Genomic DNA, 24,907 nt, shown 5'->3' on the forward strand with positions numbered 1-24,907 from the left:
AAGGGTGTCGACCGGGCGGACGGAGAGCTGCGAGAGGATGTCGAAGTAGCGGATCGACTCCACCTCGTCGCCCCAGAACTCGATGCGGGCGGGCTCCGGCGCGCCGAAGCCGAACACGTCCACGATGCCGCCGCGCAGCGCGAACTGGCCCACCTCCTCTACGGTGGGTACGCGCTCGAAGCCCATTCCCTCCAGCCGCGCGGCAAGCTCGGAGAGCCGGACCTGCTGGCGGACGGAGATCTCCAGCCGCAGCTCGTCCAGCCCTTCCACGGCGGGCGACAGCTCCTGCATGCCGCGCGCGGTGGTGACGACCAGGGCGGCGCGGCCGGAGAGCAGCGCCTCCAGCGCCTCCACCCGCGCCCCGCCGATCTCCATGTGCGGCTCGCCCTGCTCGTACGGCAGCGACTCGCGTTGCGGATACAGGAAGACCGCCCCCTCGCCCAGCACGGCCTCCAGGTCGGTTGCGACCTGCTCGGCGGCGTCTGGCGAGGTGGTGGCGAGGATCCAGATCCGCTCGCGGCGGGCGCGGTGCAGCGCGGCCACCATCAGCACGGGCGCGGAGCCGGCTAGGCCCGTGGCGAGCACCGCCTCGCCGGCGCGCGGCAGGGTGGCCGCGAGCTCCCGGAAGGCGGGGACGGTCTGGAAGGAGTCGATCAGCAGCGGATGCGGCACAGCACCTGTGGCCCGGATCCTGTCGCGTGCGCCGCGCCCGGGAGACGCCGGCGCCGCCCGTCGGGCCGCCCCGCCTTTGCCGGGGACCGCGCCTTGTCGGAAATTGGTCGCTAACCCTTCAAATTACGACCCGCGACCGCCGTCCGTCAACCGCGACGGCTTCGGCCCGCCGGAGAGGCCGTGCATCTCCCACGCAGCCGCTGTTCATCTCCCGTTTCCGCAGTGGTAGTCTGTGCCCGCGCATTGTTCGGTGGATCGGGTGATGGTGCTGCTGCCGCGTAATCCCGCGCGCGGCCCGGACGAGGGCGATGCGGGGAAAGAGGAGTCGATCGATGTGCAGTGGTGGACGTTCGATGGTGCCGCACCGACGGCTTTGCCCTGATGCCCATCAAACCCAGGGATGCTGACTTCGGAATTTTTTCGGAGAGCCCCCATGATCGATCTTGGGCAGTCCAGGCGGCGGATGGGAGCGTCGGTGCGGATGGGACGCGTGCGGAGTGCCGTTGGGGGATGCGCATCTTCCGTCGATGAGCGCCCGGCTCGCTCACACGCCGCGCATCCGCCGAGTGAGCCGGGGCTTGCGTGAGATGCGGACGCGGGATGCCAACGCGCGGAGAGGATGCGCGGCCTCGCATCGACCCGATCCACCCGCAGTTCGGCTCTCCGCGCCAACTCCCCCGAAGCGGGCGGGAGATGCCGGGAGGCCTTCACGCGTCCCACGCGGGACAGCGGTTCGTCCACGGGCGGGGACACGCGAGCGGGAGCGGAGAGCGCGAGTTCTCGCGTAAGTGACGGCGGAAGCCTACATTGCGTTTGCGCTGGGGCAGGGTACGGCGCTTGCTCGTTGCAACCCGAAGTTCCTGCCACACGGAGACGAACACCATGAGCAAGATGGCTTTCGCGGGGCTCGCCCTGCTGCTCGCGGGTGCAACGGGCGCTTCGGCGACCGTGCACGCCGCGCGCGCACCCGGCCCCCTGCCCGATACTTCGGCTTTCGACGCCGCATCCCTGACGCCGCAATCCGCTTCGGCCGAGCTTTCGGCTCGCGCCCGCACCGCCGGCCGCGGCATGACCGTGCGCGTGTGGACGGAGGACGAGCGCGACCTGTTCAACAGCGGCGACCGCACCCGCATCCTCCTCCGGACGACGGCGGACGCGTACGTGGCGGTGATGCACATCGACACCAACGGCAACCTGGAGATGCTGTTCCCGTCCTCGCCTTACGAGGACGGCTACCTGCTGGGGCGCCGCCTGTACTCGCTGCCCAACAGCGGTGTGTCGCGCGCCTGGACGGTGCGCGGCAGCAGCGGCGTGGGCTACCTGTTCGCGGTCGCGAGCAGCGAGCCGCTGGACTTCCGGTCCATCCGCGGGCTGTTCGGCTACCGGCAGGCGGGGTGGCAGGACGACCGGGTGGTGTACGGCGACCCGTTCTACGCCATGGACCGAATCGCTCGCGCGCTGGTGCCGGACTGGGGCTACGTGGACCACGACGAGGACTCGTTCAGCTACCAGGTGGGCGGCCACTACTCGTATCCGCGGTACGCCTGCTACGACGGCTACGGCTCGTGGTACCTGGCCCGCAACAGTGTGTACGAGAGCTGCGACCGCGTGCGCACTTTGCTCCGCGAGCAGCCTTACTATTATGATACCCGCGCCTTCCGCGGCGACCGGCGCACGTACTACGAGCGGGGCCGCACGTACCAGCCGCGCTACGGCTACAAGGAGAGCACGCGGCCGCCCGCGCAGGGCTACACCGGCCGCCGCAGCGACAACCCCACGGTGAACCGGCCCCCGCGCCGCAGCGACAACGCGAACGGCAGCGGCGGCGGCGTGGCCGAGCCCACCCGGCAGCGCCCCACGCTGGAGCGCCGCCCGCGCGACGGCGACCCGGGCACGCGCCAGGCCCCGCCCGCCCGCGAAGCGCCGCGCGAGACCCCGCGGGCCGCGGCGCCCCCGCGCGACGTGCCCCGCGCCGCGGCGCCCCCGCCACGCCCCGCGCCCGACAAGGGCGAGAGCAGTCCCCGAGCACGGCCGCCGGCATGACCCGCCGGCCTCCGTGCGCGGGCAACCCCCACCACGGCCAAGGCCGACAGGAGCAGAACCCGATGACGCGACCCCGGTCCGTGTCCCTCTCCACAGCCGCGCTGGCGCTCGCCGCCTGCGCGGCTCCGTTTTCCCTCGCGGCGCAGGCATCCCGCGCGTCCGCCTCCGCGCGCCCCGCGAGCGGCGAGGCCGCCCTGCGCGCCGCGGCGGCCACCATCACCCCGGCGGACCTGTACGCCCGCATCGAGTTCCTGGCGTCGGACTTCATGCGCGGGCGCAACACGCCCAGCCCGGAGCTGAACATCGCCGCCAGCTACCTGGTCAACCAGTACAAGCTGCTCGGTCTGCGCCCAATGGGCGAGGGCGGCACGTACTACCAGTGGTATCCGTATCCCCGCCGCGCGCTGGACACGGCGTCGGTGCACTTCGGCACGGTGGACGGGGCGGGGCAGAACGTGATGCTGGGGTACGGGACGGACTTCTACGCGGCTCCCGCTCCGGCGCGCGCGGGCGTGGACATGAACCACGCGCGCCTCGTGTACGTGGGCCAGCTGGATGCACGCGGGCTGCCGCAGGGCGACTACGCGGGGACGATCCCGATGGTCGCGATCCCCGGCGGCCCCTCGCGCGACTGGCGGACGGCGAACACCCGCGCCCGCCGCCGCGCGCAGGAGGCCGGTGCCACGGCCGTCGCCGTCATCCTCGATCCCGCGTTCCCGGACAGCAGCTTCCGCCGTTTCGCCGCCACGAGCCGCGAGGCTTCGCGCGCGGTGCCGAACGACCGCGAGATCGCCGTCTTCTACCTGACGCACGCCGCGGCCGAAGGCATCGCCCGGCGCGCGGGGGTGGACCTGAACGCGCAGCCCGCCACGGTCTCCGCCCCGGTGCCGCTGCCCAACCTGCAGGGCCACTTCGCCGCGTGGGCGCGGGAGCTGGACCAGGCCCGCGCGCCCAACGTGGTCGCCGTCCTCCCGGGGAGCGATCCCGCGCTGCGGAACGAGTACGTGGTCGTCTCCGCGCACATGGACCACGTGGGCGTGGGCCGGCCGGTGAACGGCGACTCCATCTACAACGGCGCGGATGACGACGCGTCCGGCACGGCGGGCATCCTCGAAGTCGCGCAGGCGATGGCTTCGCTGCCGGTGGCGCCCAGGCGCTCCGTGATCTTCCTGCACGTGAGCGGCGAGGAGAAGGGGCTGCTGGGCTCGGAATGGTTCTCGGACCACCCCACGGTGCCGCTTGGCCAGATCGTGGGCGACATCAACGTGGACATGATCGGGCGCAACAGCCCGGACAGCGTGGTGGTGATCGGGAAGACGTACTCCACGATGGGCGCCACGGTGAACGCCATCCGCGCCGCGCATCCGGAGCTGAACCTGGTCGCGGCAGACGACATCTGGCCGCAGCAGCGCTTCTTCTTCCGGTCGGACCACTACAACTTCGCGCGCAAGGAAGTGCCCGCCATCTTCTTCTTCAGCGGCGTGCATGCGGACTACCACCAGCCCGGCGACGAGGTGGAGAAGATCGATACGGGCAAGGCGGCGCGCATCGCCCGGCTGGTCTTCTTCCTCGCCAGCGACGTCGCCAACGCCCCCCAGCGCCCCCGCTGGGACCCCAAGGGCCTGGAAGAAGTCCGCAACATGGTCCGGTAGATCGGTCGGCCTCAGCGTGTCGTCGGATGAGATGCGAGACGATCGGTGGATGATCATCAATAAACAGCACTGTAGATGAACGGCGGTGGATCGGCTCCATACGATCCACCGCCGTTTTGTTGTGCGCCTGCCCTGCGGCTTGAAGAGGCGATGCAGAGGTGCCTGCGTGGCGCCGAAACCGCGGGCAACGACTGGGGCACCGCCCTGGCGGCTAAAGCCGCGGGCTACAAAGGCACGAAGCCCGCCTGCGCGGGCTGCTGCCGGCACTATCATCGCGTGTCGTAGCGCCTGCGCGGCCGCGCCGGGTGACGTGCCCTGATTATTCACCGCTGTCATCCTGCCGGGTAGTGACTCCCTTTATCAGCGGTAGGTTGAGATGTAGAATGTCAGGTGTGGAAGTGGTGCGGACAACCCACACCCGGAGGCAGAGATGGAGCGAAGGAAAGTGGAGGGGAGCAATCCGTGCCCGCACTGCGGGGACATGTCGGTGCGGAAGAACGGGAGCAGCCGGGGTCACCCGCGCCTGCACTGTCGGGACTGCGGCAAGAGCTTCGGGGCTACGTACGGGACACCACTGTACCGGCTGCACACCGCGCCTGAGGAGATCGCGCGGACGCTGCTGATCGTAATGCGGCGCGGGAGCCTGCGGGCAGCGGAGGAGATCAGCGGCCACAAGTACGAGACGATCGGCGAATGGCTGCGCCTCGCGGGTGACCACGCGGAGGAGCTTACGCGGCTGCTGGTGAAGGAGGTGGAGTTGGACGAGGTGGAGATCGACGCCTTCTGGTCGTTTGTCGGAAACGCGAGTCGGACGCTCACGAGGGGCCAGCTGAGGCACAGGAGGGGGTGGGCGAGCCAGTGGACGGCCCCCGTTGGGGGTGCGTGAGCCAGGATCGGAAGAGCCGGTTCGTGGTGGCGTGGAACGCGGGTGCGAGCGAGGAGGCGGCTGCGCCGGAGGTGGTGCGGCAGACGCGCGATCGCACGGCGCAACGACGTGGGATCGTGTGGGTGAGCGATGGCAGCGGCAGTTATGAGAAGTGGGTGAAGCGGGTGTATCGCGATCCGGTGCGCACCGGACGGGCCGGTCGGCCGCGGCTGGAGCAGACACCGGGCGTGGGGCTCACCCAAGTGGTCAAGACGCGCGAAGGCAGACGGATCGTGGCTGTACGGGTACGGCACTGCTTCGGTCCCAAGCCGAGCCACGCCTACACCGTGCACATCGAGCGTAGGAACGGGGTGCTGCGTGACCGGCTGGGTTGCCTGAGCCGGAAGACGCACGCGTTCGCGAAGCGGAGCACGACGTGGGATGGCGCGGTGGCGATGAGCCTGTTCGAGGAGAACTGGATGCGTACGCACCAGGCGCTGCGGGTCGAACAGGCGGGACTTCCCGATCAGCGGCGGTATCTGCAGCGCTCGCCTGCGATGGCGGTGGGGTTAACCGACCACGTGTGGAGTTGGGTGGAGTTTCTGACTCACTCTGCATACCACTGAAAAATGGAGTCACTACCTGTAATCTCGGGTCGCAAAATATCACCGGATACAGCATAAGGTATCGAGACAACCTGTCCGTTCGGCCTCGTGATCGTCAGCCGGACCCAGAATGCATCATCAAGAGCCGCAAGTCCCCGCGGGCTGACGCCCATCCCGGAATATGGTGCTCCGCCAGGACAGAATGGGCCCCAGTTGTACGGCGGTGTTGGTGGGCTGTCGGCGATTCCGCAGGCGAGCGAGTAGCTCTGGTTGTATTCCAGACCGATGGCGCCGGCGACCAGGACTCGTGCCCTCTCGCCGTCCTGCAGGGTTATCCCGGTACTCGTGAGCGGTACTCCTCCACCCGGCAACGAGGGAATCACGAATTCACCACGGGCCTGCCAATCGGGTGCGATCAGTCGGCGGTGAGTCCCTGGCGCAAGTGTAGGTTCAGAATCGATGCATCCAGCGAGCACACTGCCGAGACTTGCAACAAGCAGAACTCTCCGACGACAAACCGACGAAGGTTTTCTCATTCAATGCTCAGGGAAGTGTGGTGGCCGAGGAGTGGAGAACGCAGCCTGCGACGGAAATCGCGCTCGCGGCTATGGCCAAGGCTGAACGGCGCACGGGCTTCGGTATGAGATGGATGAGCGCCCTTGGTGATGGGAGCCCGCTCACGCGGGGGCGCGGATCTCGGCTTCGGCGGCGGTGACGGCGGCGGAGTCGCGGGGGTTGGCGGCTACGGCGCGCGCGGCGCGCAACGCCTGGTTCAGCCGGTGCAGGTCGCCGGCGGAACGCGCGGCGCGGGCCAGGTCCACGAACGGGTGATGCGTGGTGTCGGACACGCCCAACCGGCGCAGCAGCGTCCATGCCTGGCTCCACGCGCGGTCGTACTCCTCCGGCTCGCCGGCGCCCGCCGCCGCGCGGGCGAGGAGGGCGAGGCTCGCTCCCCGCGTGGCCGTGTCGCGCCGGGCGGGGGCGAGCTCGCGCAGCAGCACCAGGGCGCGCGCGTGCTTCCCCTGCCCCACCCACAGCGACGCCAGCCCGTGCGCCAGCGCGCGGTAGCCCTCGTGCTCGCGCCCGCGGATGCGCACGGCCAGGCGGGCGAAGCGCTCCGCGCCCACTTCGTCCCCCCGCGCCATCGAGACCTGGAAGAGGCCGTGGTAGCCGCCCGCCCGCACCTCGGCGGCGGCGCAGCGCTGGCCGGCGCGCACGCCCGCCATGAACGCCTTCTCCGCCGCCGGCAGGTCGCCGCGCCCCAGGTACAGCCCGCCCAGCTGCACCTGCGCCTCGCCGTACGCGCGCCGGTCGATCCCGTGGCGCGCCAGCCCCACGGCGCGCCGGAGCCAGCTCTCTCCCCGGAAGTCCTTGCCCTGCCGCAGCGCCAGCGTGCCCGCCCGGAGCGCCGGTGCCGGGTCGCGCGGCGACGCGGTGGCGCCCGCCTGCGCGAACGTGAGCGCCGTGGCCGCGCCGCCCTCGGCGCCCGCCCAGTCCGACACCGCCAGGCACGCCGCCGCAAGCTCCGCCGGGTCCGAATCCGCCGGGCGGGCGACCAGCGACTCCAGCACGCCCATGGGCTGCGCGAGCTCCTGCGGCGGGGCGGCGCACCGGTGGAGGTGCCGGCGGCGCTGGGCGGCGGCCGGCGCGAACACGTCCGCACGGGCCCCGCCGGGTATGCTGGACCACAGCGTCACGTCGCGCGCGGAGACGAAGAGGAGCAGGCCCAGGTGGCTCGGAAACTCGGTGAGAATGTGGACACCTTCCAGCGTCTCGCCCGCCTCGCGGAGGATTGCCGGGGGAACGCACCACCGGCGCGCCGGGCGGGGATTGCCGTTGCCGGAGGCGGGCAAGGGGGTGGATGCGCTCATGGCGGGCTCGGAGCAAGGGGGGGCAAGGGATTACGCGCGCTTCACCGCCACGTTACCCGTGCATCCGCCCCATCGATAGTCGCGATTGTTGCCCGGAAACGCGCCCCCGGACCGGTATCGGTTGTCGGCGGGAAGCGTGTGGACTATCATCTACAGGCACCCCCGCACAAACCACCTTACCGGAGAAGTGGACACATGAAAAAGCTGCTCATCTGCACCCTCCTCGGCGCCTCCCTCGCCGCCTGCGCCGACGCCCCCACGCGCCTCGTGGGACCGGACGCGGCACGCAGTGACGACGGACACGGGCTCGGCTCCGGGAACCTGATCTCGGCCGAGGGCGGCTGGACGGCGGGAAGTGGCGGGTACGCGGCCGGGGAGAACGGCGGGCCAGTCGGCACAGGGTTCGCGGCAACCCCGGTTAGCGTGACCGGCGGAGAAATCGGGCTGGGCAGTCATCTGCCTCTGCCTGCGGCCAGCGACGAGATCGGAACTGCGGGGAGCGGCCACGCGGTCCATGGCGGCACCAGACGAGGCATGCAGGGGCGGAAGACGGGCGAGGAAACGACTTCCAGTGTCGTGACTGGACCGGTGATCGCGGCTGACGGAACCTGCCAGACGGGGAACGAGATCGGGACGGCAGGGTCGGGTCACATTGTTCTCGTGCCGTGCACCTGAGCGGCGGAACCCGAGTTTCGACAGGCTGTCGGAAGTCAGCTCTTCTCCGGGAACTTCCGTAGCCGCTGCGAGCTGAGCCGGACCAGCTCGCGAACGTTCGGCGGGGGCGCGAGGTCCGTGCTTCGCGGCGTCGTGCCGCGCACCGAAATCGAATCGAGGAGCTTTGTCGCAGTTCGCTGTACCTCGCCCTCTCGCCGCGCGATCGCGATGTCGAGCGCAGCCGCGGCACACTCCTCGGCGATGTCCCAGAGGCCAAGTACGCGGGCACCTTCCGAGGTTTGGATCAATGCCGGAGAAGCGTACTCGTCGCTCAACTTGGCCAGGCGTGCCACCTCGAGGCGCGCTTCGTCGAAACGCAGATGGTCGCGCATCACCGCGGACGCACGGCTCACGTTGCCGATCAGGATCACTCGAAACGGGTCCACGGCGTCGATCCGGGGAAGGAGGAGGTCGAACAGCGAAAGCGCCGTAGACGCATGGTTGCAAACCAAGATTCCATAACCGTAGTCATGGATGAGGTGCGGCACGCGCGAATGCCGGACCGGGTACAGTTCGAACGCCCGCCTGAAGTGGAACTCGGCTTCAGCGATGTTGTCCGTGGCGATTTCCAGGCATAGGAGATTGTGGTGCCCTGCGCCTGCAAGGTCACGTCTTCCCGCCCGGATGCCCTTTCGGGCAGCCTTGAGGTGGTAGGGGCGTGCGGTGGGAAACTCACCCGTCTGGCACAGCAGGTTACCGTAGCCCAGGTGCGCCTCGATGTATGTCACCGAGTCGTGGCTGCGGCGCGCCAGCCCGATCGCGCGCTGGTACCACGCGGCAGAGCGGAAGTTGGCGCCCGCTCGCCGGGTGACCCGCCCCGCCGCATAGGCATGCGCCGGGTCCTCCGGGTCCGCCAGGGCGGCAACCTCGGCGAACTGCAGCGCGGTCTCCATCATCCGCCGCTCGTCGGCCCATTCCCTGACGCGGCGGCAGGCGTCGGCGACCTCGGCCGGGCGTGCCATCTCCGGGAACCACGACACGGCGGCCAGCAGCTCCAGCGGGCGCGCGATCTCGGGCGCCTCGCGCACGGCGCACGCGAGCCGCTCGCGCGCCTCGTCGGTGCGCGGGCGGAAGGCTTCGCGGCGGTCGTCGGGGGGCACGGCGGCCCACAGGCGCACGTCGCGCACGAGGCGCCAGAGGGCCAGGCCCAGCACCGAGTCGCAGTCCTTGAGGAGGTCCAGCTCGTTGCGCGGCCAGGTGGGCGGCGGAGGGACCTTGTGCCGGTTCGCGGCGCCGGGCGACGCCATCTGCAGCCCGCCGGATAGGTTGGTCATTGGGTGATGCCGCCCTGCTGCGTGGGGTGAGAAGGCACCGGTACCGCGCGGTGCCGCATCCGCTCCTTACACGCTAACGCGCAACGCACCCAGATTCCAGCGCCACCGCACCGATGCGCGCGGAATGGGCCATCTACACGCACGTTCCGCAGCCATTACAGCCGCTTCGCGCCCATAAGAGTGCATTCGGGATGAGCGCAGCGCGGTCGCCTGGCAGGCAGATGAATCGCGCGCTCAGCAGCCGGAACTCCGACGAGCTTCGGGCCAGGCGATGGCGGGAGATGGGGAGCCGGGGAGATGAAGCGGCTTCGGCAGATGGCGGGAGGCCTGATCGGGCGGATTCGCAACCCTTCCTCCGGCGATGCGGAGCGGGCGCTAGTGCTTGCCCTTTCGTCCGTGGCCGCGTCCCCGGCCGTTGCCGTGGCCGCCGCCCTTGCCCGGTGGCGAGAACCGGGGCAGGACGAACGCGGCGGGCACGGCGGCAACCGGCACGGCAGGCGCTTCGGTGCGCTCCGCGCGCGCCGGACCGTCTTCCGCACCGGGCTCCGCGTCCGCATCCGCTTCCACCCGCGGGGTCGCGCCGATGAGCGCGCGCTGCGGCACGGTCAGGCGCGTGGCCACCACGTAGCCGCGGTGTGTGGCGCCCTGCACGCGCACCGTGTCCCCGCGCCCGAGGCGGATGGCGGCCACCGAGCCGGCGGGGCCCAGCGTCTGCGTCCCCGGCGTGACCACCACGCGCAGGTCCGGCATCTCCGCGTCGGCGGTGCGGACGAGCAGCGCCGCATCGTCGTCCGATACGGCGAGGACGGTGCCGGTGGCATCCACCGTGTCGGGCAGCGTGCCGTCCGGCGCCATGCGTACGCCGTTCAGCGTGATCATCTTCCCGCCGCTCATCTCCACCGACGACGGGAAGGCGCGGCCCGAGGCGGCATCCACCCGCAGCCCGTTCAGCGTGAGCACGGTGCCGGCGGGCAGCGCGGGGATGGAGATGTGGCCCACCGGGCTTCCGGCGCGCCGCAGCTGGAGCGTGACGGGGCCGGGGGCCAGATCCTTGAGCTCGAACGCGCCGTCCTGCACCGGCGCCTCACGCTCGGCCTCCACTGCCCAGACGCTCACGCGCGCCGAGTCGCCCGCCGCGGCCTGGCCTCCCAGGCTGCCGCGGATCTCCACGTGGTCCTTGCGGCAGGCGGCGAGCCCCAGCGAGAGGCAGAGCGCGGCGAAGACGGGCGAAGGTCGGTTCATGCCGCCGCAAACGAGCAGGGATCATGCCCCACGTGTCGTGCAGTCAGCTCACCCGTCGAGTGCGCCTGACAAAACTGCGGCCCGAGTAGGCGAGAAAGCAGGATGGCTGCGAACCATGGGATCGAGGCGAAGGAGCGCCTTAGGACGCCCCCAATTTCTCCGAAGGCGGTGAACGCTTCAGAAGAGTTCCTCGGCCAGCGAGACGATGATGCTCCCAGGGCCTCGCATGTAGCAGAGTCTGTACTTGTCCTCGTACTGGGCCACCTCGCCGACGAGCTCGGCGCCGTGGGCGCGAAGGCGAGCGACAGTGTCGTCCACGCTTTCGACTGTAAACATGACGCTCCGGAGGCCCAGCGCGTTCGGCGGTGCGATCGCCGGTTCGATCTCGACCAGTTTGGGATTGCGAAACTTCGTCAGCTCAAGCCGCCCGTGCCCGTCTGGGGTCCGCATCATGACGATGTCGACCTGGACACCTTCGAGCCCGTTGATGCGGTCCACCCACGGGCCCTCGATCGGCGCCTGGCCCTCGATCGTCATGCCGAGCGCGGTGAAGAAAGCGATAGCGGCTGCAAGGTCGTCGACGACGACGCTGACGTGGTCCAATCTCTTGATCGTCATGTCCGTAGGATAGTAGGGGCCGTGCGCGCGGTCCCGGCCGGCCGTTCTCGCGAGTCGGACGCGGTTGGCCGAGGAAACGCAGGGAGATGAGGGCGCAGCCAAGCTGCAAGAAGGCCAGATGGATGTCAACCCGGTGCTCGTAGCGGTTTTCAGGCGCCGGAAGTTGAGTAAGGAGAGCGTCCATTCGATCCCCAGCGGTAGCGTCCCAGGCGGTTCTTGGGCTCGACGCCACAGCGGGCGATGCAATGGATGATGCGGCGCTTGCGCAGGGCCGGACGGAGGTGACGGTGCTGCTTACGCGACGGTTTTGTCAGGCGTACTTAGAACGCTCGTGAGAGGCCCCGCATCTCCCGAACGGACGAGCGTTGCGGGCAAAACGGATCGCGCCCGGGACCGTGGGTGCGCATCGGCAGACGCCCTCCATCGAACGACTCCATCGTACAACGCGAACACCCCCGGCGGATCGCTCCGCCGGGGGTGTTCGTCATCTTCCCGAGCCGTTCAGTCGTCCCGCCGGCCGAAGCCGGCCGGAGCGCGGAAGCAGCTCAGAAGCTCCTCGAGCAGTAGCCGCCCGAAGCGTTGACCCAGTTCTGCTGGATCATGAAGTTCTTGGCACCCAGCAGCATGTTGGCCTTGCCGGCGCCGCTGGTGTAGGTGGTGCCGAACGTCCAGGCGCACATGTCGGCGTTCTCCTCGCCGGTCGTCGACGACCACCAGCCCGTGCCGTACGGGTCGGTCGTGGTCTCCTCGATCTCGTGCGCCAGCGTGCTCACCTCGGCGTCCGCCGCCGGGTCGCCGTTCGCCGAAGCGTAGCCGGCCGTGCAGGCGGCCGCCTTGGCGTTCACGTAGGGCTCGGCCGAGTACAGCACGTGCTTCGACACGCCGCCCACGGTCACGAAGCCGTCCGAGTGGTACGCGCAGTACTGGGTGCCGAAGCCGCCGCCCAGGTTCACGCTGCCGCTGGTGAAGATGTTGTAGACGGTGTTCGCGTCGTAGGTCAGCTTGCCGTTGTTGAAGCCGTAGGCGAGCATGGCCAGCATGCTGGCGTCGCTCACGTTGGTGGTGCCGCTCGGCACGCTGAACGTGTTGTTGGCCCAGAACTGCGTGTAGGTGACCGAGTTGTTGATCTTGACGTTGGCGCCGTCGGTGTACGTGGTGTTGATGTTGAAGTACGGCGAGCCGCCCAGGTGCGCCATCATGTAGCCCACCAGCGAGCCGTCGGCCGAGCCGGCGCCCGTGGTGCCCGGCGTGGGGCCGCCGTTGTAGATGCGCGCGCTGGCCCAGTACACGGCCGCCACCTTCGTCGAGTAGACGACGGGGCCGTTGTGGTACTGGATCTTGTTGGTCGTCACCACGCCGTGGGTCGGGCTGGTGGCGCGGCGGGCCGCGCCGAGTGCCGCCGCCGAGCCACGGACCGGCACTGCGCCGAGGTGCGGGCGCGAGGCCTGCATGGAGAGGCTCGCATCCGACGGCGAGACCGCCGGCGAGGTGAGCTTGCTGCTCGCATCGGAGCAGGCACCGAGGGCGAGCAGTCCGGCGGAAGCCAGGGCGAGCGAAGAGAAACGGGTCATGCGTCCTCCAAACGAGGTGAGACGACGTTGGTGCGGCTCATCCGCACCGCTCCTCTCCATGCGCTCGCCCCGAGCGGGAACGCCGCTCAAAGGAATTCCCGCACCCGAATGGTCGGGTGCGGAGCGCTGCCAGGCTCATGTTGGGAGCTGCCCGGAGACAAAGCACGGCCCAAGCCACGTGGCGAACTATCTTAACCGTTTCTTCATCCGCTACTTACGTGACGTTACGAGCATTCGTATGGTGCACTCATCTGGAGCGGAGCGCTCCAAAAGAGTGCCCCCGCATGACGCAAAAGGGACTTACGTCTTCCGAGGTGGCGATTCGGCCGCGCACGATCCCTGCACGGATGCCGTTCACGGGTGGAGCATACGAGTCTGCGAACCGAAACGGGGGTGAAATGGTCGGAATCGGCGTGGTGGCGGCGTTCGCCGCAGTGCTGGCGTGCCCCAATTCGGTGCGCCCCGAGAGCGGCGGTGCCATCGCCGCGAGCCCGGTACAGGGTTCGTGGATGCACCGCGGGCGCCCCGTCACGTACTTCGAGTCGATGTCGCTGCGGGTGCGGGGAACCGCGGTGAGCGGCAGCGGCACGTACATGATGGAGGCCGGGCGGCGCGGCACCACGCGCATCCGCGGGACGTACCGCTCGCGCGTGCTCACGCTGGACCTCACCCGCGACACGGGCGTGCGCGAGCACTTCAGCGGGCGGCTGGCCGGGCGCGACAGCCTGCGCGGCACGCTGCGCATCTCCCGCGAACCCGCGCAGCCCTTCGTCTACACCCGCCAGCCCTGACCCATCGGCGGAGGCGCATCGCCGCCCTTCGAGTCGAGCGAAGACAGAACCGGCCGCGCAGGAGATTCCCCGCGCGGCCGGTCCGCATCTACCGACTCCTGAACCATGTAACACCGACACAAATACCGTCGGGATGTGGGATGTGCACGAAATGTCCATTCTCAACAATTGTCGCTTCTCGGGCCTGATTCGAGGCGTGTGAGAGCGTAGCTCAAACTGGAGCGGATCGCATCGCCCGCTCGCCTTCGTGCACGGTAGATGAATGGCGGGCGCTGGACAGCCGGACGCGCGTCCGTTAGCCATTCGGCCATGCGAAACCCATCCTCCCCGGCCCGATGAGCGGCCTCCCGATCGACGAGGTGCTGCCGGAGCTGCGCGGCGTGCTGCGGGACCGGACGGCGGCGGTGCTCCAGGCGCCGCCGGGCGCGGGCAAGACCACGCGCGTTCCGCTGGCACTGCTGGAGGAGCGTTGGCTGCGCGGCGGGAAGATCGTGATGCTGGAGCCGCGGCGGCTCGCGGCGCGCGCGGCGGCGGCGCGCATGGCCTCGCTGCTGGGCGAGCGCGTGGGCGACACCGTGGGCCACCGCATGCGAATGGACACGCGCGTGGGCCCGCGCACCAGGATCGAAGTTGTGACCGAAGGCGTTCTCGCCCGCATGCTCCAGGGCGATCCGGCGCTGGAGGGCGTGGGCCTCGTGATCTTCGACGAGTTCCACGAGCGCAGCCTGCACGCGGACCTGGGCCTCGCGCTCTGCCTCCAGTCGCAGGCGGTGCTGCGCGACGACCTGCGCCTGCTGGTGATGTCCGCGACGCTGGACGGCGAATCCGTCGCCGCGCTGCTGGGCGATGCGCCCCTGGTGACCAGCGCCGGCCGCATGCACCCGGTGGAAACGCGGCACGTGGACCGGAAGACGGACCGCATAGCGCCCGCAGTCGCCGTGGGGGTGCTGGACGCGTTGCAGGCGGAGGACGGCGACGTGCTCGTCTTCCTTCCCGGCGCGGGCGAGATCCGGCAGGTGGAATCGGCGCTCGCCGAGGCGCATCTCGGCCGCGACGTCATCGTCCACCCGCTGTACGGCAACCTGCCGCAGGATGCGCAGGACCGCGCCATCCGCCCCGCCGCGCCGGGCACGCGCAAGGTGGTGCTCGCCACGTCGATCGCCGAGACGAGCCTCACCATCGAAGGCGTGCGCGTGGTGGTGGATTCCGGCTGGTCGCGTGTGCCACGCTTCTCGCCGCGCACGGGGATGACGCGGCTGGAGACGACGCGCGTCTCGCGTGCCTCGGCAGACCAGCGCCGGGGGCGGGCGGGGCGGCTGGGGCCGGGCGTGTGCTATCGCCTGTGGCCGGAGCACCTTCACCTGCTGCCGCACTCCGCGCCGGAGATCCTGGAGGCGGACCTGGCGCCGCTCGCCCTGGAGCTCGCGGCGTGGGGCGTCGCCGACCCCGGCGAGCTGGCCTGGCTGGACCCGCCGCCCGCTGCGGCCTTCGCGCAGGCGCGCGACCTCTTCCGCGAGCTGGGCGCGCTGGCGGACGACGGCGCGATCACGGCGCACGGGCGGGAGATGGCCGGCCTGGCGCTCCACCCGCGGCTCGCGCACATGCTGCTGCGGGCGCGGGCGCTCGGGCACGGCGCGCTGGCGTGCGACCTTGCCGCGCTGCTCGGCGAGCGCGACATCCTGCGCGGCGACGGCGGGCCGCCCGACGCGGACGTACGGCTTCGGGTGGATGCGCTGCGCGAATGCGGCGGGGGACGAGGTGCGGGGCGATACGCCGGCGCCGCCGTGGACCGCGAGGCCTGCCGCCGCGCCGCCGCGGATGCGCGGCAGTGGCGCGAGCGCCTGGGCGTCCGCGGAGATTCCCCGGCGGATGCGGAGGCGTGCGGGCTGCTGCTGGCCTTCGCGTACCCCGACCGGATCGCGCAGCGGCGGCCGGGCGGCGGCGGGCGCTACCTTCTGCGCAACGGTCGCGGCGCCGCGCTCACGGGCGCGCAGACGCTGGGCGGCGCGCCGTACCTCGTGGCGGCGGACGTGGACGGGCAGGGACGCGAGAGCCGCATCTACCTCGCCGCGCCGTTGCCCGAGGCGGACCTCGAGGAGCACTTCGGGGGCGAGGTGGTGCGGGAGACGGCCGTGGAGTGGGATGCGGATGCGCGGGCGGTGCGGGCGTGGCGGCGCGACCGGCTCGGCGCCATCGTCCTGGCGGAGAGCCCCGTGCGCGACCCGGACCCCGACGCCGTCGCCGCGGCCATCGGGGACGGCATCGCGCGGGAGGGGCTGAGCGTGCTGCCGTGGACGGACGCCGCGCTGCGCCTGCGCGAGCGCCTGGCTTTCCTGCACGCGCACGACGTCTCGTGGCCGGACGTGTCGGACGATGCGCTCCTCGCAACGCTTCCGGAGTGGCTTGGGCCGCGCCTGTCCGGCGTCCGCCGGGGTGACGAGCTGGCACGCATCGACGTGGCGGATGCGCTGCTGGGGCGGCTGGACTGGCAGCAGCGGTCCGCGCTGGACCAGCTCGCGCCCACCCATCTCACCGTGCCCAGCGGCTCCCGCATCCCCATCGACTATGCGGACGCGGAGGCGCCGGTGCTGGCGGTGCGGCTCCAGGAGATGTTCGGGCTGGCGGAGACGCCGCGCATCTTCCGGGGCACGGTTCCCCTCATGCTGCACCTGCTGTCGCCCGCGCACCGGCCGGTGCAGGTCACGCGCGACCTGGGCGGCTTCTGGCGCGGCAGCTACTTCGAGGTGCGCAAGGACCTGCGCGGCCGCTACCCCAAGCACCACTGGCCGGACGACCCGCTCCAGGCCGTCCCCACCGCCCGCGCCAAGCCCCGCACCCCGTGACGGCCGCATCCGCACCGACGGCGGCGCGTCTCCGCCGGGCGAGCTCATCCGTAGCTTGCCCGGGATTTCCGCTCCGCCGGTGCACTCGTCCGCGGGCGCGGGGTAAAGCTGGCGGGAGAGCCAGCCCGCGCAGCGGGAGCTACGCCGCGCCACGGCCGCCGGAGGGGCGACACACCCGATCCCCCGCCCCGGCAGCCGAACCCACCACTCGAAGACGAGCCCATGTCTCAGCGATCTGCCTATCAGACCCTTGCGGCCGACGGCATGAAGGCGCTGGCCGGCGTGTCCGGCTACCTCCTCCGGTCCGGCCTTCCCAAGCCCCTGCTGGACCTGGTGTTCCTGCGCGCGTCGCAGATCAACGGCTGCGCGTTCTGCATCGACATGCACACGCACGACGCGCTGAAGGATGGCGCCACGGCCGAGAAGCTGATGCTCCTGCCCGCCTGGCGGGAAGCCGGCGCGTACTTCTCCGACCGCGAGCGCGCGGCACTGGCCTGGACCGAGGCCGTCACGCTGATCTCCCAGACCCACGCGCCGGACGACGTCTACCAGGCCGCGGCGGCGGAGTTCGGCGAGAAGGAGATGGCGGACCTCACCATCGCCATCGGGCTGATCAACGCCTACAACCGCATCGCCATCTCGTTCCGGCAGCCCCCCGCGTCGCTGTCCCGTTCCGCCTGACCCGCGTCCGGCGCCGGTATCGCGGAGCCGGCACATCGCGCACGAAGACGGCGGAGGGGGATGCGAGGCCCGCATCCCCCTCCGCCGTCTTCATCTACCGCGCTCGCCAACCTCGCTCCAAGCGATGATCGGGCGGACGATGCGCATCTCCCGGCTACTTGGTCAGCCGGGTCCAGATGAGCACGACCCCGCAGGCCGCATCTCCCGCGTATTGCGTGGGCGCCTCGGCGGCGGGGTACGACTCGATGCCCTCGATGGTCTCCGGCAGCACGTCGTCCACGACCTCGGCGTCCTGCTGCATCCCGTCCACGTACAGCGCGGGCGGGCACGACCCGCCGGAGGTTCGGCCGGAGACCAGGATGTAGCCCAGGCCGTCGTGCCGGGGGATCAGGTGCATGCCGCGCGTGTTGCGCAGCAGCTCGGTGGTGTGCACCGTGGGGCCCATCCGCTCGATCTGGTCGCGCGTCAGGAAGTCGCCCAGCCCCTGCCGCTGCCGCGTGAAGAAGCCGTTCGTCTCCAGCACCGTCGCGTGGCGCTTCGCCACCACCCGCACGGAGTCGAGAACGGCGACCCCGGGCACCAGCGCCACGTCCATCTCCAGCGTGCTGCCGGCGGGCATCGTGGCCAGGAACCGCTCGGTCTGGTAGCCCAGCCGCACCACCTGCACCAGGTGCGAGCCCGGCGGGATGCCGCGGATGCGCACGTTCCCGGCGCGGTCCGAGCGCCCCCCGAAGCTCGTGCCCGGCAGCACCACGCGCACCGACTCCAGCGGCGTGCTGTCCTTCTCCGCGACCACGTGCACCGTGAGCGTCGTGGGCTGCTGCGCCTTGGCCGCGCCGGGCGACGCCATGCCAGCGATCGACGCACAGAGCACCGCCGCGAGCCGGGGCACGAGGCGGGGTTCAGCGCAGGACGAACGGGTGCGGAAGATGGGAATCGAGAGGGCGCGCATGTTCGATGGACCGAAAAGGATGAAGAGCATTCGGAAGATGGACGGCGGCGCGATCTTCTCGCGATCTTCTCGCGATCTTCTCGCGATGTTGTGGCGGAGACGCGCGGGCCGCGGATGCACGCTCCGGCGGCGCCTCCGCGGATGCGCGTCAGCGCCGGGCCGAGCGCGTGCCGATGCCGCGCGCCTGGCGCATGCGGCGCAGGCCCACGAGCACCACGCCGAACGTGAGCGCGACCCAGACCGCGGTGAAGATGGTGCGGGTGCGCGGCCCCGCGTGGCCTACATCCGTGGCGTAGTACGCGGCGATGGCGACCACATCCACCGCAACCACGGAGCCTGCGAGCTGGAAGAACGCGCGCCGAACGGGAGACGAAGCCATCACGGAGCCTGCGGAGGGGGAGAAGGAAACCGCCGCCAAAGCTGACGGAAGAGCCCCCGCGCGGCAACCCCGCAACGCATCTTCCGCAACGCCAGCGCCTCAGTGCAGCAGGATCGCCAGGAAGTACGTCGCCACGGGGGCGAAGAACATGTAGCCGACCGCGACGCCCAGGAACTGCATCGCCTCGCGCGGATAGCCGTCGCGCACGGTGCGCCAGGCGAGGACGCTGCACCCGATCACCATGACGGGGTAGAGCCAGAACGGCGCCGAGACCAGCCACGACTTCAAGGGGCCGTAGCCCCGCGGGTCGTGCACGAGCTCGAGCACCAGCCGCGCGAACCCGGCCCACGAAACGAGCGTGAGCACCAGGAAGCCCTGGAGCAGCAACATCGCGATCCTGCGGCGGTCGCCGCGGGCGGTCTCCTCGGGGTCCGGCACGTCGTATTGCAGTGCTTCGGGCTCCAAGGCGGGCCGCAACACGGGGACGGTTCCGTCCAGCGAGGTACCGCACGCCGCGCAGTCGAACGCATCGGCCGCGTTGAACGCACGGCATGACGGAATGGGGCAGATGCGGATGTATTCGTCGGCCATCGGTGGGATCGGTTGGGAGGGAAGTTTGCGCGCAACGAGCATCATCACCGGCGGATGCTGGTGAATCCGTCAGCTGGGCGGCGAGAGGCAGGCTGGAACCGGGAGGCAGGCTTGCACGCCATAAGCTGAGCCCGGGCCCGGCGCCGCACAAGCTTGTTCCTCGCCCTGCCGGACCGCAGACGCCGGAGCGCGGGTCTCGCTTGCCCGCGCGCTGGCGGAGACGCGCGCCGGAGGAGGATCGGGAGATGCGCGGCGGGATGCGGCGCGGGGCGCTATCTTGAAGGGATGACGAACCTCGGATTGACCTTCGGCCTGCGGATCTGCCCTTGAAGCTCTGGATCGATGCGGACGCCGCGCCGCGCGACGTGAAGGAGATCGTCTTCCGCGCCGCCAAGCGGCTGGAGATGGAGACGGTGCTGGTGGCGAACCAGCGGATGCCGGTGCCGCCCGGCAACCCGTTCGTCACCTCGGTGCGCGTGGACGGCGGGCCCGACGTGGCCGACCTGCACATCGCCACGCACGCGCAGCCCGGCGACGTGGCCGTCACGGCAGACATCCCGCTCGCCGCGAGCCTCGTGGAGAAGCGCGTGACCGTGATCGACCCGCGCGGCGAGGAGTACGACGCCGAGAACGTGGGCGAGCGCCTGGCCGTGCGCGACTTCATGGACGGCCTGCGCGGGGCGGGCGTGGAGACCGGCGGCGCGCGCCCGTACGGGCCCAAGGACAAGCAGGCGTTCGCGGGCGCCCTGGACCGCATCCTCACCCGCGCCCTCCGCGCCCGCTGACGCGCCGGCCGCGGCGCCGGCGCGAGACCATCGGCCGCATCCGCAGCCTCCGGCGGCCCGCATCTCCCGCGGCCGGCCGATCCGCTCGGTCGCCGGATGCGGCGCTCGCCGCTACGCCGTCGGCCGAGGGGCGGCGCGGGCGGACCACCACACCCACGCCATCAGCAGGAGCTGCAGCGGCATGCGCGCCCACAGCAGCGCGACGGCCCATGCGGGCGCGTGGGCGGCGCGCGCGGCGAGCACCATCTGCAGGTTCGCGGGCCAGACGGCGAGCAGCAGCAGGACGAGTCCGACCGCCGCCGCCCTCCGCACGGGCGGCAGCAGCAGCCCCACGCCGCCCGCCATCTCCAAAAAGCCGCTCACGTACACCAGCAGCACGGGGTGCGGCAGGTACGGCGGGACGATGCGCGCGTAGGCGTCCGGAAGGACGAAGTGCATCGCCCCCGCGCCCGCGAACACCGCCGCCAGCACGCCGCGCGAGATCCACCGCCCGTCCCGCCATCGTTCTGCCCGCACGCCATCACCCGCGCCGCGTCGCATCTCCCGCATCTCCCTGCTTTCGACGTATGCGGAGAGGACCACCTCGCCCGATGCGAGGGACGGGGCTCCCCTTCGGCAGCGACAGGCTCTCCGCACCGAAGCTACAGCGGGGCGACGAGCGTTACAACGACATGAGGGCGGACGGCATCGCTGCCATCCGCCCTCGCGCGTGAAATGTCCTGCGTGACCTCGCGGAACGAGGTGCTTGCCGGCCGATCAGCCCGTGGGGAACGGCGCCGCGTCGATCTGCACGGTCACGGTGACGGTGTGGGGCTTGTTGTCCGGCTCCGAGCGGCCGTGGACGCGGATCTTCGCGGTGCCCGGGCTGCTCACCAGGAGCGTGGTCTGGTGCGAGAGCTCGTGGAGCGAGGCCAGACACAGCGCCGCCGGGTTGAGGTCGTCGTCACGGTCAAAGACCTTGATGTCCGCGGAGAGGCCGCGCACGTCGACCTGCGTGTCGCCCCTGGTGACGCATCCGTTCGCGTAGGTGACGACGGTGACCTGGAAGGGCTGCCCCGCGGGCCACGACGCCGGCGCCGTGATGCGCACCGGGTCGGCATAGTACAGGATCGTGCCGGGGCGCTGGCCCGAAGGCGAGGGCAGCGTGCCGTCCGCCCGGCAGGCGGCGAGGGCGAACGGGAGAAGGAGCAGCAGGCGGCGCATGGGTTTCCTCGTGGGGCGGATGGGAGCCGGAAGCGTTCACCCGGAGAACGCGCTGCTCCCGCGGATCGAGACTTCCGCAGTCACGCAGCAGCGGATGCCGAGCAGCGGCAGGGGCTTACTCGTCCTCCACGCGGTCCACGTACTCCGCGTACCACCGGTTGCGCGTCAGCCGCTTGAGGTCGTCGTAGTACGCCGTGGTGCCCCAGTCGGGGCGCCTCTCGCGGCCGGTCTGGACGGCGTGAAGGTAGCTCACGAGCACGCAGCTGATGGCGTGGATGCCCTCGTGCCTGGTCAGACCTTCGCGGCGCAGCCGCCGCAAGGTCGCCGCGGCCGGCGTCGCGTCGCCCATCGCGACCTGCGTCTCCACGACCGCGTGGAGGATGGTGTGCATCTCGTGGTGCTCCGCCGGCTCGCCCCAACGGCGATGGTACTCTGCGACGAGCTGCATCCGCTCGCCTTCGTCCAGCGCCAGCCACTCGGCCCGGTCGGGGCCCACGGACGGATCGTAGCTCATCGCCTGCCTCCTCTCGCCGGGGGGGACGGGTCCGCGCTGCATCTCCCGTGAACGCCGTGCGGTCAGGCCGCGGCGACCTCGGCGTCGGCCAGGTCGAAGCGGTAGTCCGACGCGGGGTCCGACGGGTCGATGGGCGAGAAGCCGATCTTCCGCAGGTACTGCGCGTGCACCGGGTTGCCGGGCGAGGTCACGAAGTCGCGTACGCCCCGGGCGCGGAAGAACTCGGCCTGCTCGCGGTACAGGTAGTTTCCGGTCTTGAAGTCGCGGTACTGCGGGATCACGAAGTCCACCAGCACGCGCAGGGTCCCCTGCCCCGCCGGCTCGGCGATGAACAGCCCCGCGGGCACCAGGTCGCGCAGGATGAGCAGCGTGAGCTGGTCCGCCGCGGGCGCGAACGAGAAGCCGGGAAGGTAGAGGCGAACTTCCTGCTCGTAGAAGCGCAGGAAGTACCCCACGTACTCGGACGTGGGCTCCACCTTCAGCAGGCGGAAGTACTCGCGGCTGCGCATCATCTTCGCCAGGTAGTAGACGTTGATGAAGACGATGAAGGTGTTCATCGCCGCCACGGGATAGGCGTGGATGAGCAGCCCGTACACCGCGAACGTGGCCGACCCCACCAGGTTGATGACCCGCAGCCGCAGGATGCGGCTCATCATGAGCGAAACGGCCACGAGGCCCGAGGCCACGTAGCCGATGATCTCGTACACCGTCTGCGTCTGCATCCCTGAAACCGCCCCTACCGAAGTGAGCCGCCCGACCCGCGAAGAGCGCACAATTCAATCACCGCGCGCCGCCTCACGCAAGTGCCGCCTGCCCGCGCACCTCTCTCACGACGCGCGGTCGGCCGGCTCCCGCTCGCGCTCCGGCTTCGGCTCGCGCTGCGAGGGCGGGGTGGACGCGGCCTGCACCTCGGCCGCGTGCGCGCGCGAGCCGCGGCGCAGCACCACGACGAGGTAGACGACCACGGCCAGGTTGCCCAGCAGCAGGAGCAGCTTGGGCAGCGAGCCGCGGTGCAGCACCTCGTACAGCTCCCACGGCACCAGCGACGCCGTGGCGATCACGGTGAGGTACTCGGCCCAGCGCTTCCCCATCCACAGCCCGATGCCCTCGGTCCAGAAGAGGCCGGCGTACAGGAACGCGCCGACGCCCAGCCCAACCAGCGTGCGCCGGCTGAGGCCGGTGACCTGGGTGAGCACGTCCTGCAGCAGCCGGTAGTCTTCGCGGAACGACAGGCCCTCCACCCACTGCTGGAGCTGCGCCGCCGCGCCGGGGTTCAGCAGGCGCAGCGCCGCCATGCCCGTGAGCATGAGCAGGATGCCCTGGAGGAACTTCACGCTCGCGATCACCCGCAGCCAGCGCTTCTGGGTGGTGCGGACGGGGGGTGGGGGCACGGGCCTGGGTACGCTCTGTTGCATGTATGCCGGCTGCCCGCCGCCCTCGCAACTCGCGGGAACGGACGGGAATCGTGGAAGTCGAAGAAACAGGCCGGACGCAGGTCCGAAACGAAGGCGGACGGCCGCGGCGCGCCTCATCAAGCATCGCCGCAGACGTCCGCCCGTGCAAGACCGAGCCCACCGTTACGCGACGCAGCGTGGACTTCCCTCACCGGAACGGACACCGAGATAAGCCCACGGGGTAGGAGTGGGCGAGAAGGAGGTGTTCCAATGGAAGGGAAGAAGAATCGGCGGCAGTTCACGGCCGAGTTCAAGATCGAGGCGGTGCGTCTGGTGGAGCAGGAGGGGCGCTCGAATGCCGGTGTAGCCCGTGAGCTGGGGATCCGGCCCGACATGCTGCGCAACTGGAGGCGGGCGGCGCAGGGGAAGGGCGGGCTGGGGAAGGCGGAAGACGTCTTCCCAGGCAACGGACGGCTGCCCAGCGCGGAGGAGGAGATCCGCCGCCTGCGGTGCGAGGTGGAGATCCTGCGGCAGGAGCGCGAGATCCTAAAAAAAGCAGCGGCCTTCTTTGCCAGAGAGCTGCGGTGAGGTACGACTTCATCCGCAGCCACGCGAGCCAGTATCCCGTGCAGACGCTCTGCCGGGTGCTGGAGGTGTCGAAGGCCGGGTACTACGCGTGGAAGAAGCGGGGTCGCCTCGTGCAGCGACCTGCGCGTGAGCTGGAGGTGCGGCTGCACGTGCGCGCCGCGTTCGGGAAGAGCAAGGGCCGGTACGGCAGCCCGCGCGTGTATCGAGAGCTTCTTGCCCAGGGCGTGCGCACGAGCCGCAGGAGAATCGAGCGGCTGATGCGCGAAGACGGCCTGTGTGCCCGGCCGAAGCGGCGTGTCCGTGCGAAGACAACGGACTCGTCCCATACGCTACGGGTCGCCGGGAACGTGCTGGACCGGCAGTTCTCGACCGCGGAGTGTGCGGGAGTGGATCGGGTATGGGTCAGTGACATCACGTACCTGCCTACACGCGAGGGCTGGCTCTACCTGGCCGTGGTATTGGACCTGAAGAGCCGGCGCGTGGTAGGCTATGCGATGTCGGAGACCATGGAGACGACGTTGGTCACCCGTGCCCTGGAGCAGGCGCTCTGGAGCAGGCCGCCGCCGCCGGGGCTGATCCACCACTCGGATCGTGGATCGCAGTACGCCTCGCACGAGTACCAGGAGCTCCTGGCGCAGCACGGCATCGTGCCCACCATGAGCCGCAAGGGGAACTGCTGGGACAACGCAGTTGCCGAGAGCTTCTTCGCTACGATGGAGTGGGAGCTGGTCGAGCGGGAGGACTGGCACACGCGGGCGATGGCCAAGCGCGACACGGCAGAGTACATCGGCACCTGGTACAACACCCAGCGCCGTCACTCCAGCCTCGAGTACCTCTGCCCGGCTGAGTACGAAGCACGGCTCGCCTTCACTCCGAAGGCAGCCTAAACCCCGTGTCCACTCCGCGGGGGGAAGTCCAACCACCTCTCCCGCTTCGTACTCCACCGCAGAGAGCCGCTGTGGCAGCATACGCTCGCTCGGCCGGTAGCGGGTGGCAGGCACCTCCAGGCCCAGCGCCTCGTGAGGACGGACGTGGTTGTATTTCGGCCGGTACAGGTCG

Annotated in this window: 23 protein-coding genes and 1 pseudogene; 10 read left to right on the forward strand and 14 right to left on the reverse strand. The window is 70.5% G+C overall.

The window, feature by feature from the left end; genetic code table 11:
• Positions 1-672, reverse strand: a 672-nt coding sequence (locus VFE05_15895; GenBank protein ID HET6231556.1) for a hypothetical protein, incomplete at its 3' end; no start/stop codon positions are given.
• A gap of 882 nt (positions 673-1,554) precedes the next feature.
• Here VFE05_15895 and VFE05_15900 point away from each other — a divergent pair.
• The 4 genes and pseudogenes from VFE05_15900 (at position 1,555) to VFE05_15915 (ending at position 5,858) form a co-directional block, all read left to right on the forward strand.
• Entirely contained in the window at positions 1,555-2,715 is a 1,161-nt protein-coding gene (locus VFE05_15900; GenBank protein HET6231557.1) for a DUF4384 domain-containing protein, read from the forward strand.
• A 62-nt stretch (positions 2,716-2,777) separates the two neighbouring features.
• Positions 2,778-4,367: a M20/M25/M40 family metallo-hydrolase gene (locus tag VFE05_15905; GenBank protein HET6231558.1), complete on the forward strand. Its 1,590-nt coding sequence runs from the start codon at positions 2,778-2,780 to the stop codon at positions 4,365-4,367.
• A gap of 487 nt (positions 4,368-4,854) precedes the next feature.
• A pseudogene (locus tag VFE05_15910) lies at positions 4,855-4,956 on the forward strand (IS1595 family transposase).
• Positions 4,957-5,249: 293 nt separating this feature from the next.
• Entirely contained in the window at positions 5,250-5,858 is a 609-nt protein-coding gene (locus VFE05_15915) for a hypothetical protein (GenBank protein HET6231559.1), read from the forward strand.
• A gap of 656 nt (positions 5,859-6,514) precedes the next feature.
• Here the strand turns inward: VFE05_15915 and VFE05_15920 are convergent.
• The gene (locus VFE05_15920) at positions 6,515-7,708 is read right to left on the reverse strand and encodes a hypothetical protein (protein HET6231560.1); all 1,194 of its coding nucleotides are present in this window, start codon (positions 7,706-7,708) and stop codon (positions 6,515-6,517) included.
• Between the two features lie 195 nt (positions 7,709-7,903).
• Between VFE05_15920 and VFE05_15925 the strand changes: the two genes are divergently transcribed.
• A complete protein-coding gene (locus tag VFE05_15925) occupies positions 7,904-8,383 on the forward strand; it encodes a hypothetical protein (GenBank protein ID HET6231561.1) in 480 nt (159 codons plus the stop codon).
• Positions 8,384-8,418: 35 nt separating this feature from the next.
• On the opposite strand, the gene VFE05_15930 is transcribed toward VFE05_15925, so the two are convergent.
• The 4 genes from VFE05_15930 to VFE05_15945 all read right to left on the reverse strand — a co-directional run bounded on the left by VFE05_15930 (position 8,419) and on the right by VFE05_15945 (position 13,127).
• A complete protein-coding gene (locus VFE05_15930; GenBank protein HET6231562.1) occupies positions 8,419-9,696 on the reverse strand; it encodes a hypothetical protein in 1,278 nt (425 codons plus the stop codon).
• 375 nt (positions 9,697-10,071) lie between these two features.
• On the reverse strand, positions 10,072-10,938 hold the full coding sequence (locus tag VFE05_15935) for a hypothetical protein (protein ID HET6231563.1): 867 nt from the start codon (positions 10,936-10,938) through the stop codon (positions 10,072-10,074).
• Between the two features lie 177 nt (positions 10,939-11,115).
• Positions 11,116-11,541: a VOC family protein gene (locus tag VFE05_15940; GenBank protein HET6231564.1), complete on the reverse strand. Its 426-nt coding sequence runs from the start codon at positions 11,539-11,541 to the stop codon at positions 11,116-11,118.
• Positions 11,542-12,101: 560 nt separating this feature from the next.
• Positions 12,102-13,127, reverse strand: a complete 1,026-nt coding sequence (locus VFE05_15945) for a hypothetical protein (protein HET6231565.1) — start codon at positions 13,125-13,127, stop codon at positions 12,102-12,104.
• A 398-nt stretch (positions 13,128-13,525) separates the two neighbouring features.
• Here VFE05_15945 and VFE05_15950 point away from each other — a divergent pair, with 398 nt between their 5' ends.
• The 3 genes from VFE05_15950 to VFE05_15960 all read left to right on the forward strand — a co-directional run bounded on the left by VFE05_15950 (position 13,526) and on the right by VFE05_15960 (position 17,442).
• A complete protein-coding gene (locus tag VFE05_15950; GenBank protein ID HET6231566.1) occupies positions 13,526-13,918 on the forward strand; it encodes a hypothetical protein in 393 nt (130 codons plus the stop codon).
• Between the two features lie 335 nt (positions 13,919-14,253).
• Entirely contained in the window at positions 14,254-16,761 is a 2,508-nt protein-coding gene (gene hrpB / locus VFE05_15955) for an ATP-dependent helicase HrpB (GenBank protein HET6231567.1), read from the forward strand.
• Between the two features lie 222 nt (positions 16,762-16,983).
• Positions 16,984-17,442: a carboxymuconolactone decarboxylase family protein gene (locus VFE05_15960; protein HET6231568.1), complete on the forward strand. Its 459-nt coding sequence runs from the start codon at positions 16,984-16,986 to the stop codon at positions 17,440-17,442.
• A 154-nt stretch (positions 17,443-17,596) separates the two neighbouring features.
• Here VFE05_15960 and VFE05_15965 read toward each other — a convergent pair whose 3' ends face one another.
• The 3 genes from VFE05_15965 to VFE05_15975 form a co-directional block, all read right to left on the reverse strand.
• Positions 17,597-18,292 (reverse strand): carboxypeptidase regulatory-like domain-containing protein, encoded by a 696-nt coding sequence (locus VFE05_15965; protein HET6231569.1) that lies wholly within the window; start codon positions 18,290-18,292, stop codon positions 17,597-17,599.
• 250 nt (positions 18,293-18,542) lie between these two features.
• On the reverse strand, positions 18,543-18,773 hold the full coding sequence (locus tag VFE05_15970) for a hypothetical protein (GenBank protein ID HET6231570.1): 231 nt from the start codon (positions 18,771-18,773) through the stop codon (positions 18,543-18,545).
• Between the two features lie 99 nt (positions 18,774-18,872).
• Positions 18,873-19,364, reverse strand: coding sequence for a hypothetical protein (locus VFE05_15975; protein HET6231571.1), 492 nt, complete (start codon positions 19,362-19,364; stop codon positions 18,873-18,875).
• A gap of 326 nt (positions 19,365-19,690) precedes the next feature.
• Here VFE05_15975 and VFE05_15980 point away from each other — a divergent pair, with 326 nt between their 5' ends.
• Positions 19,691-20,149 carry a YaiI/YqxD family protein gene (locus VFE05_15980; protein ID HET6231572.1) on the forward strand — a complete coding sequence of 153 codons (459 nt, stop codon included), beginning with the start codon at positions 19,691-19,693 and terminating at the stop codon, positions 20,147-20,149.
• A gap of 111 nt (positions 20,150-20,260) precedes the next feature.
• Here VFE05_15980 and VFE05_15985 read toward each other — a convergent pair whose 3' ends face one another.
• The 5 genes from VFE05_15985 to VFE05_16005 form a co-directional block, all read right to left on the reverse strand.
• Positions 20,261-20,665: a DoxX family membrane protein gene (locus VFE05_15985; GenBank protein HET6231573.1), complete on the reverse strand. Its 405-nt coding sequence runs from the start codon at positions 20,663-20,665 to the stop codon at positions 20,261-20,263.
• A gap of 240 nt (positions 20,666-20,905) precedes the next feature.
• A complete protein-coding gene (locus tag VFE05_15990) occupies positions 20,906-21,352 on the reverse strand; it encodes a hypothetical protein (GenBank protein ID HET6231574.1) in 447 nt (148 codons plus the stop codon).
• Between the two features lie 115 nt (positions 21,353-21,467).
• The gene (locus VFE05_15995; GenBank protein HET6231575.1) at positions 21,468-21,866 is read right to left on the reverse strand and encodes a hypothetical protein; all 399 of its coding nucleotides are present in this window, start codon (positions 21,864-21,866) and stop codon (positions 21,468-21,470) included.
• A 62-nt stretch (positions 21,867-21,928) separates the two neighbouring features.
• Entirely contained in the window at positions 21,929-22,588 is a 660-nt protein-coding gene (locus VFE05_16000) for a hypothetical protein (protein ID HET6231576.1), read from the reverse strand.
• A 105-nt stretch (positions 22,589-22,693) separates the two neighbouring features.
• Complete coding sequence (locus VFE05_16005) at positions 22,694-23,257, reverse strand: DUF2127 domain-containing protein (protein HET6231577.1); 564 nt, start codon at positions 23,255-23,257, stop codon at positions 22,694-22,696.
• A 273-nt stretch (positions 23,258-23,530) separates the two neighbouring features.
• Between VFE05_16005 and VFE05_16010 the strand changes: the two genes are divergently transcribed.
• Positions 23,531-24,735, forward strand: a protein-coding gene (locus tag VFE05_16010) for an IS3 family transposase (protein ID HET6231578.1) whose coding sequence is annotated in 2 segments (ribosomal slippage) — positions 23,531-23,822 and positions 23,822-24,735 — 1,206 coding nt in all. Because the reading frame shifts where the segments join, the coding sequence is not laid out codon by codon here.
• Positions 24,736-24,907 lie beyond the last annotated feature (172 nt).

It is taken from the genome of Longimicrobiaceae bacterium (assembly GCA_035696245.1).
Classification (GTDB): domain Bacteria; phylum Gemmatimonadota; class Gemmatimonadetes; order Longimicrobiales; family Longimicrobiaceae; genus DASRQW01.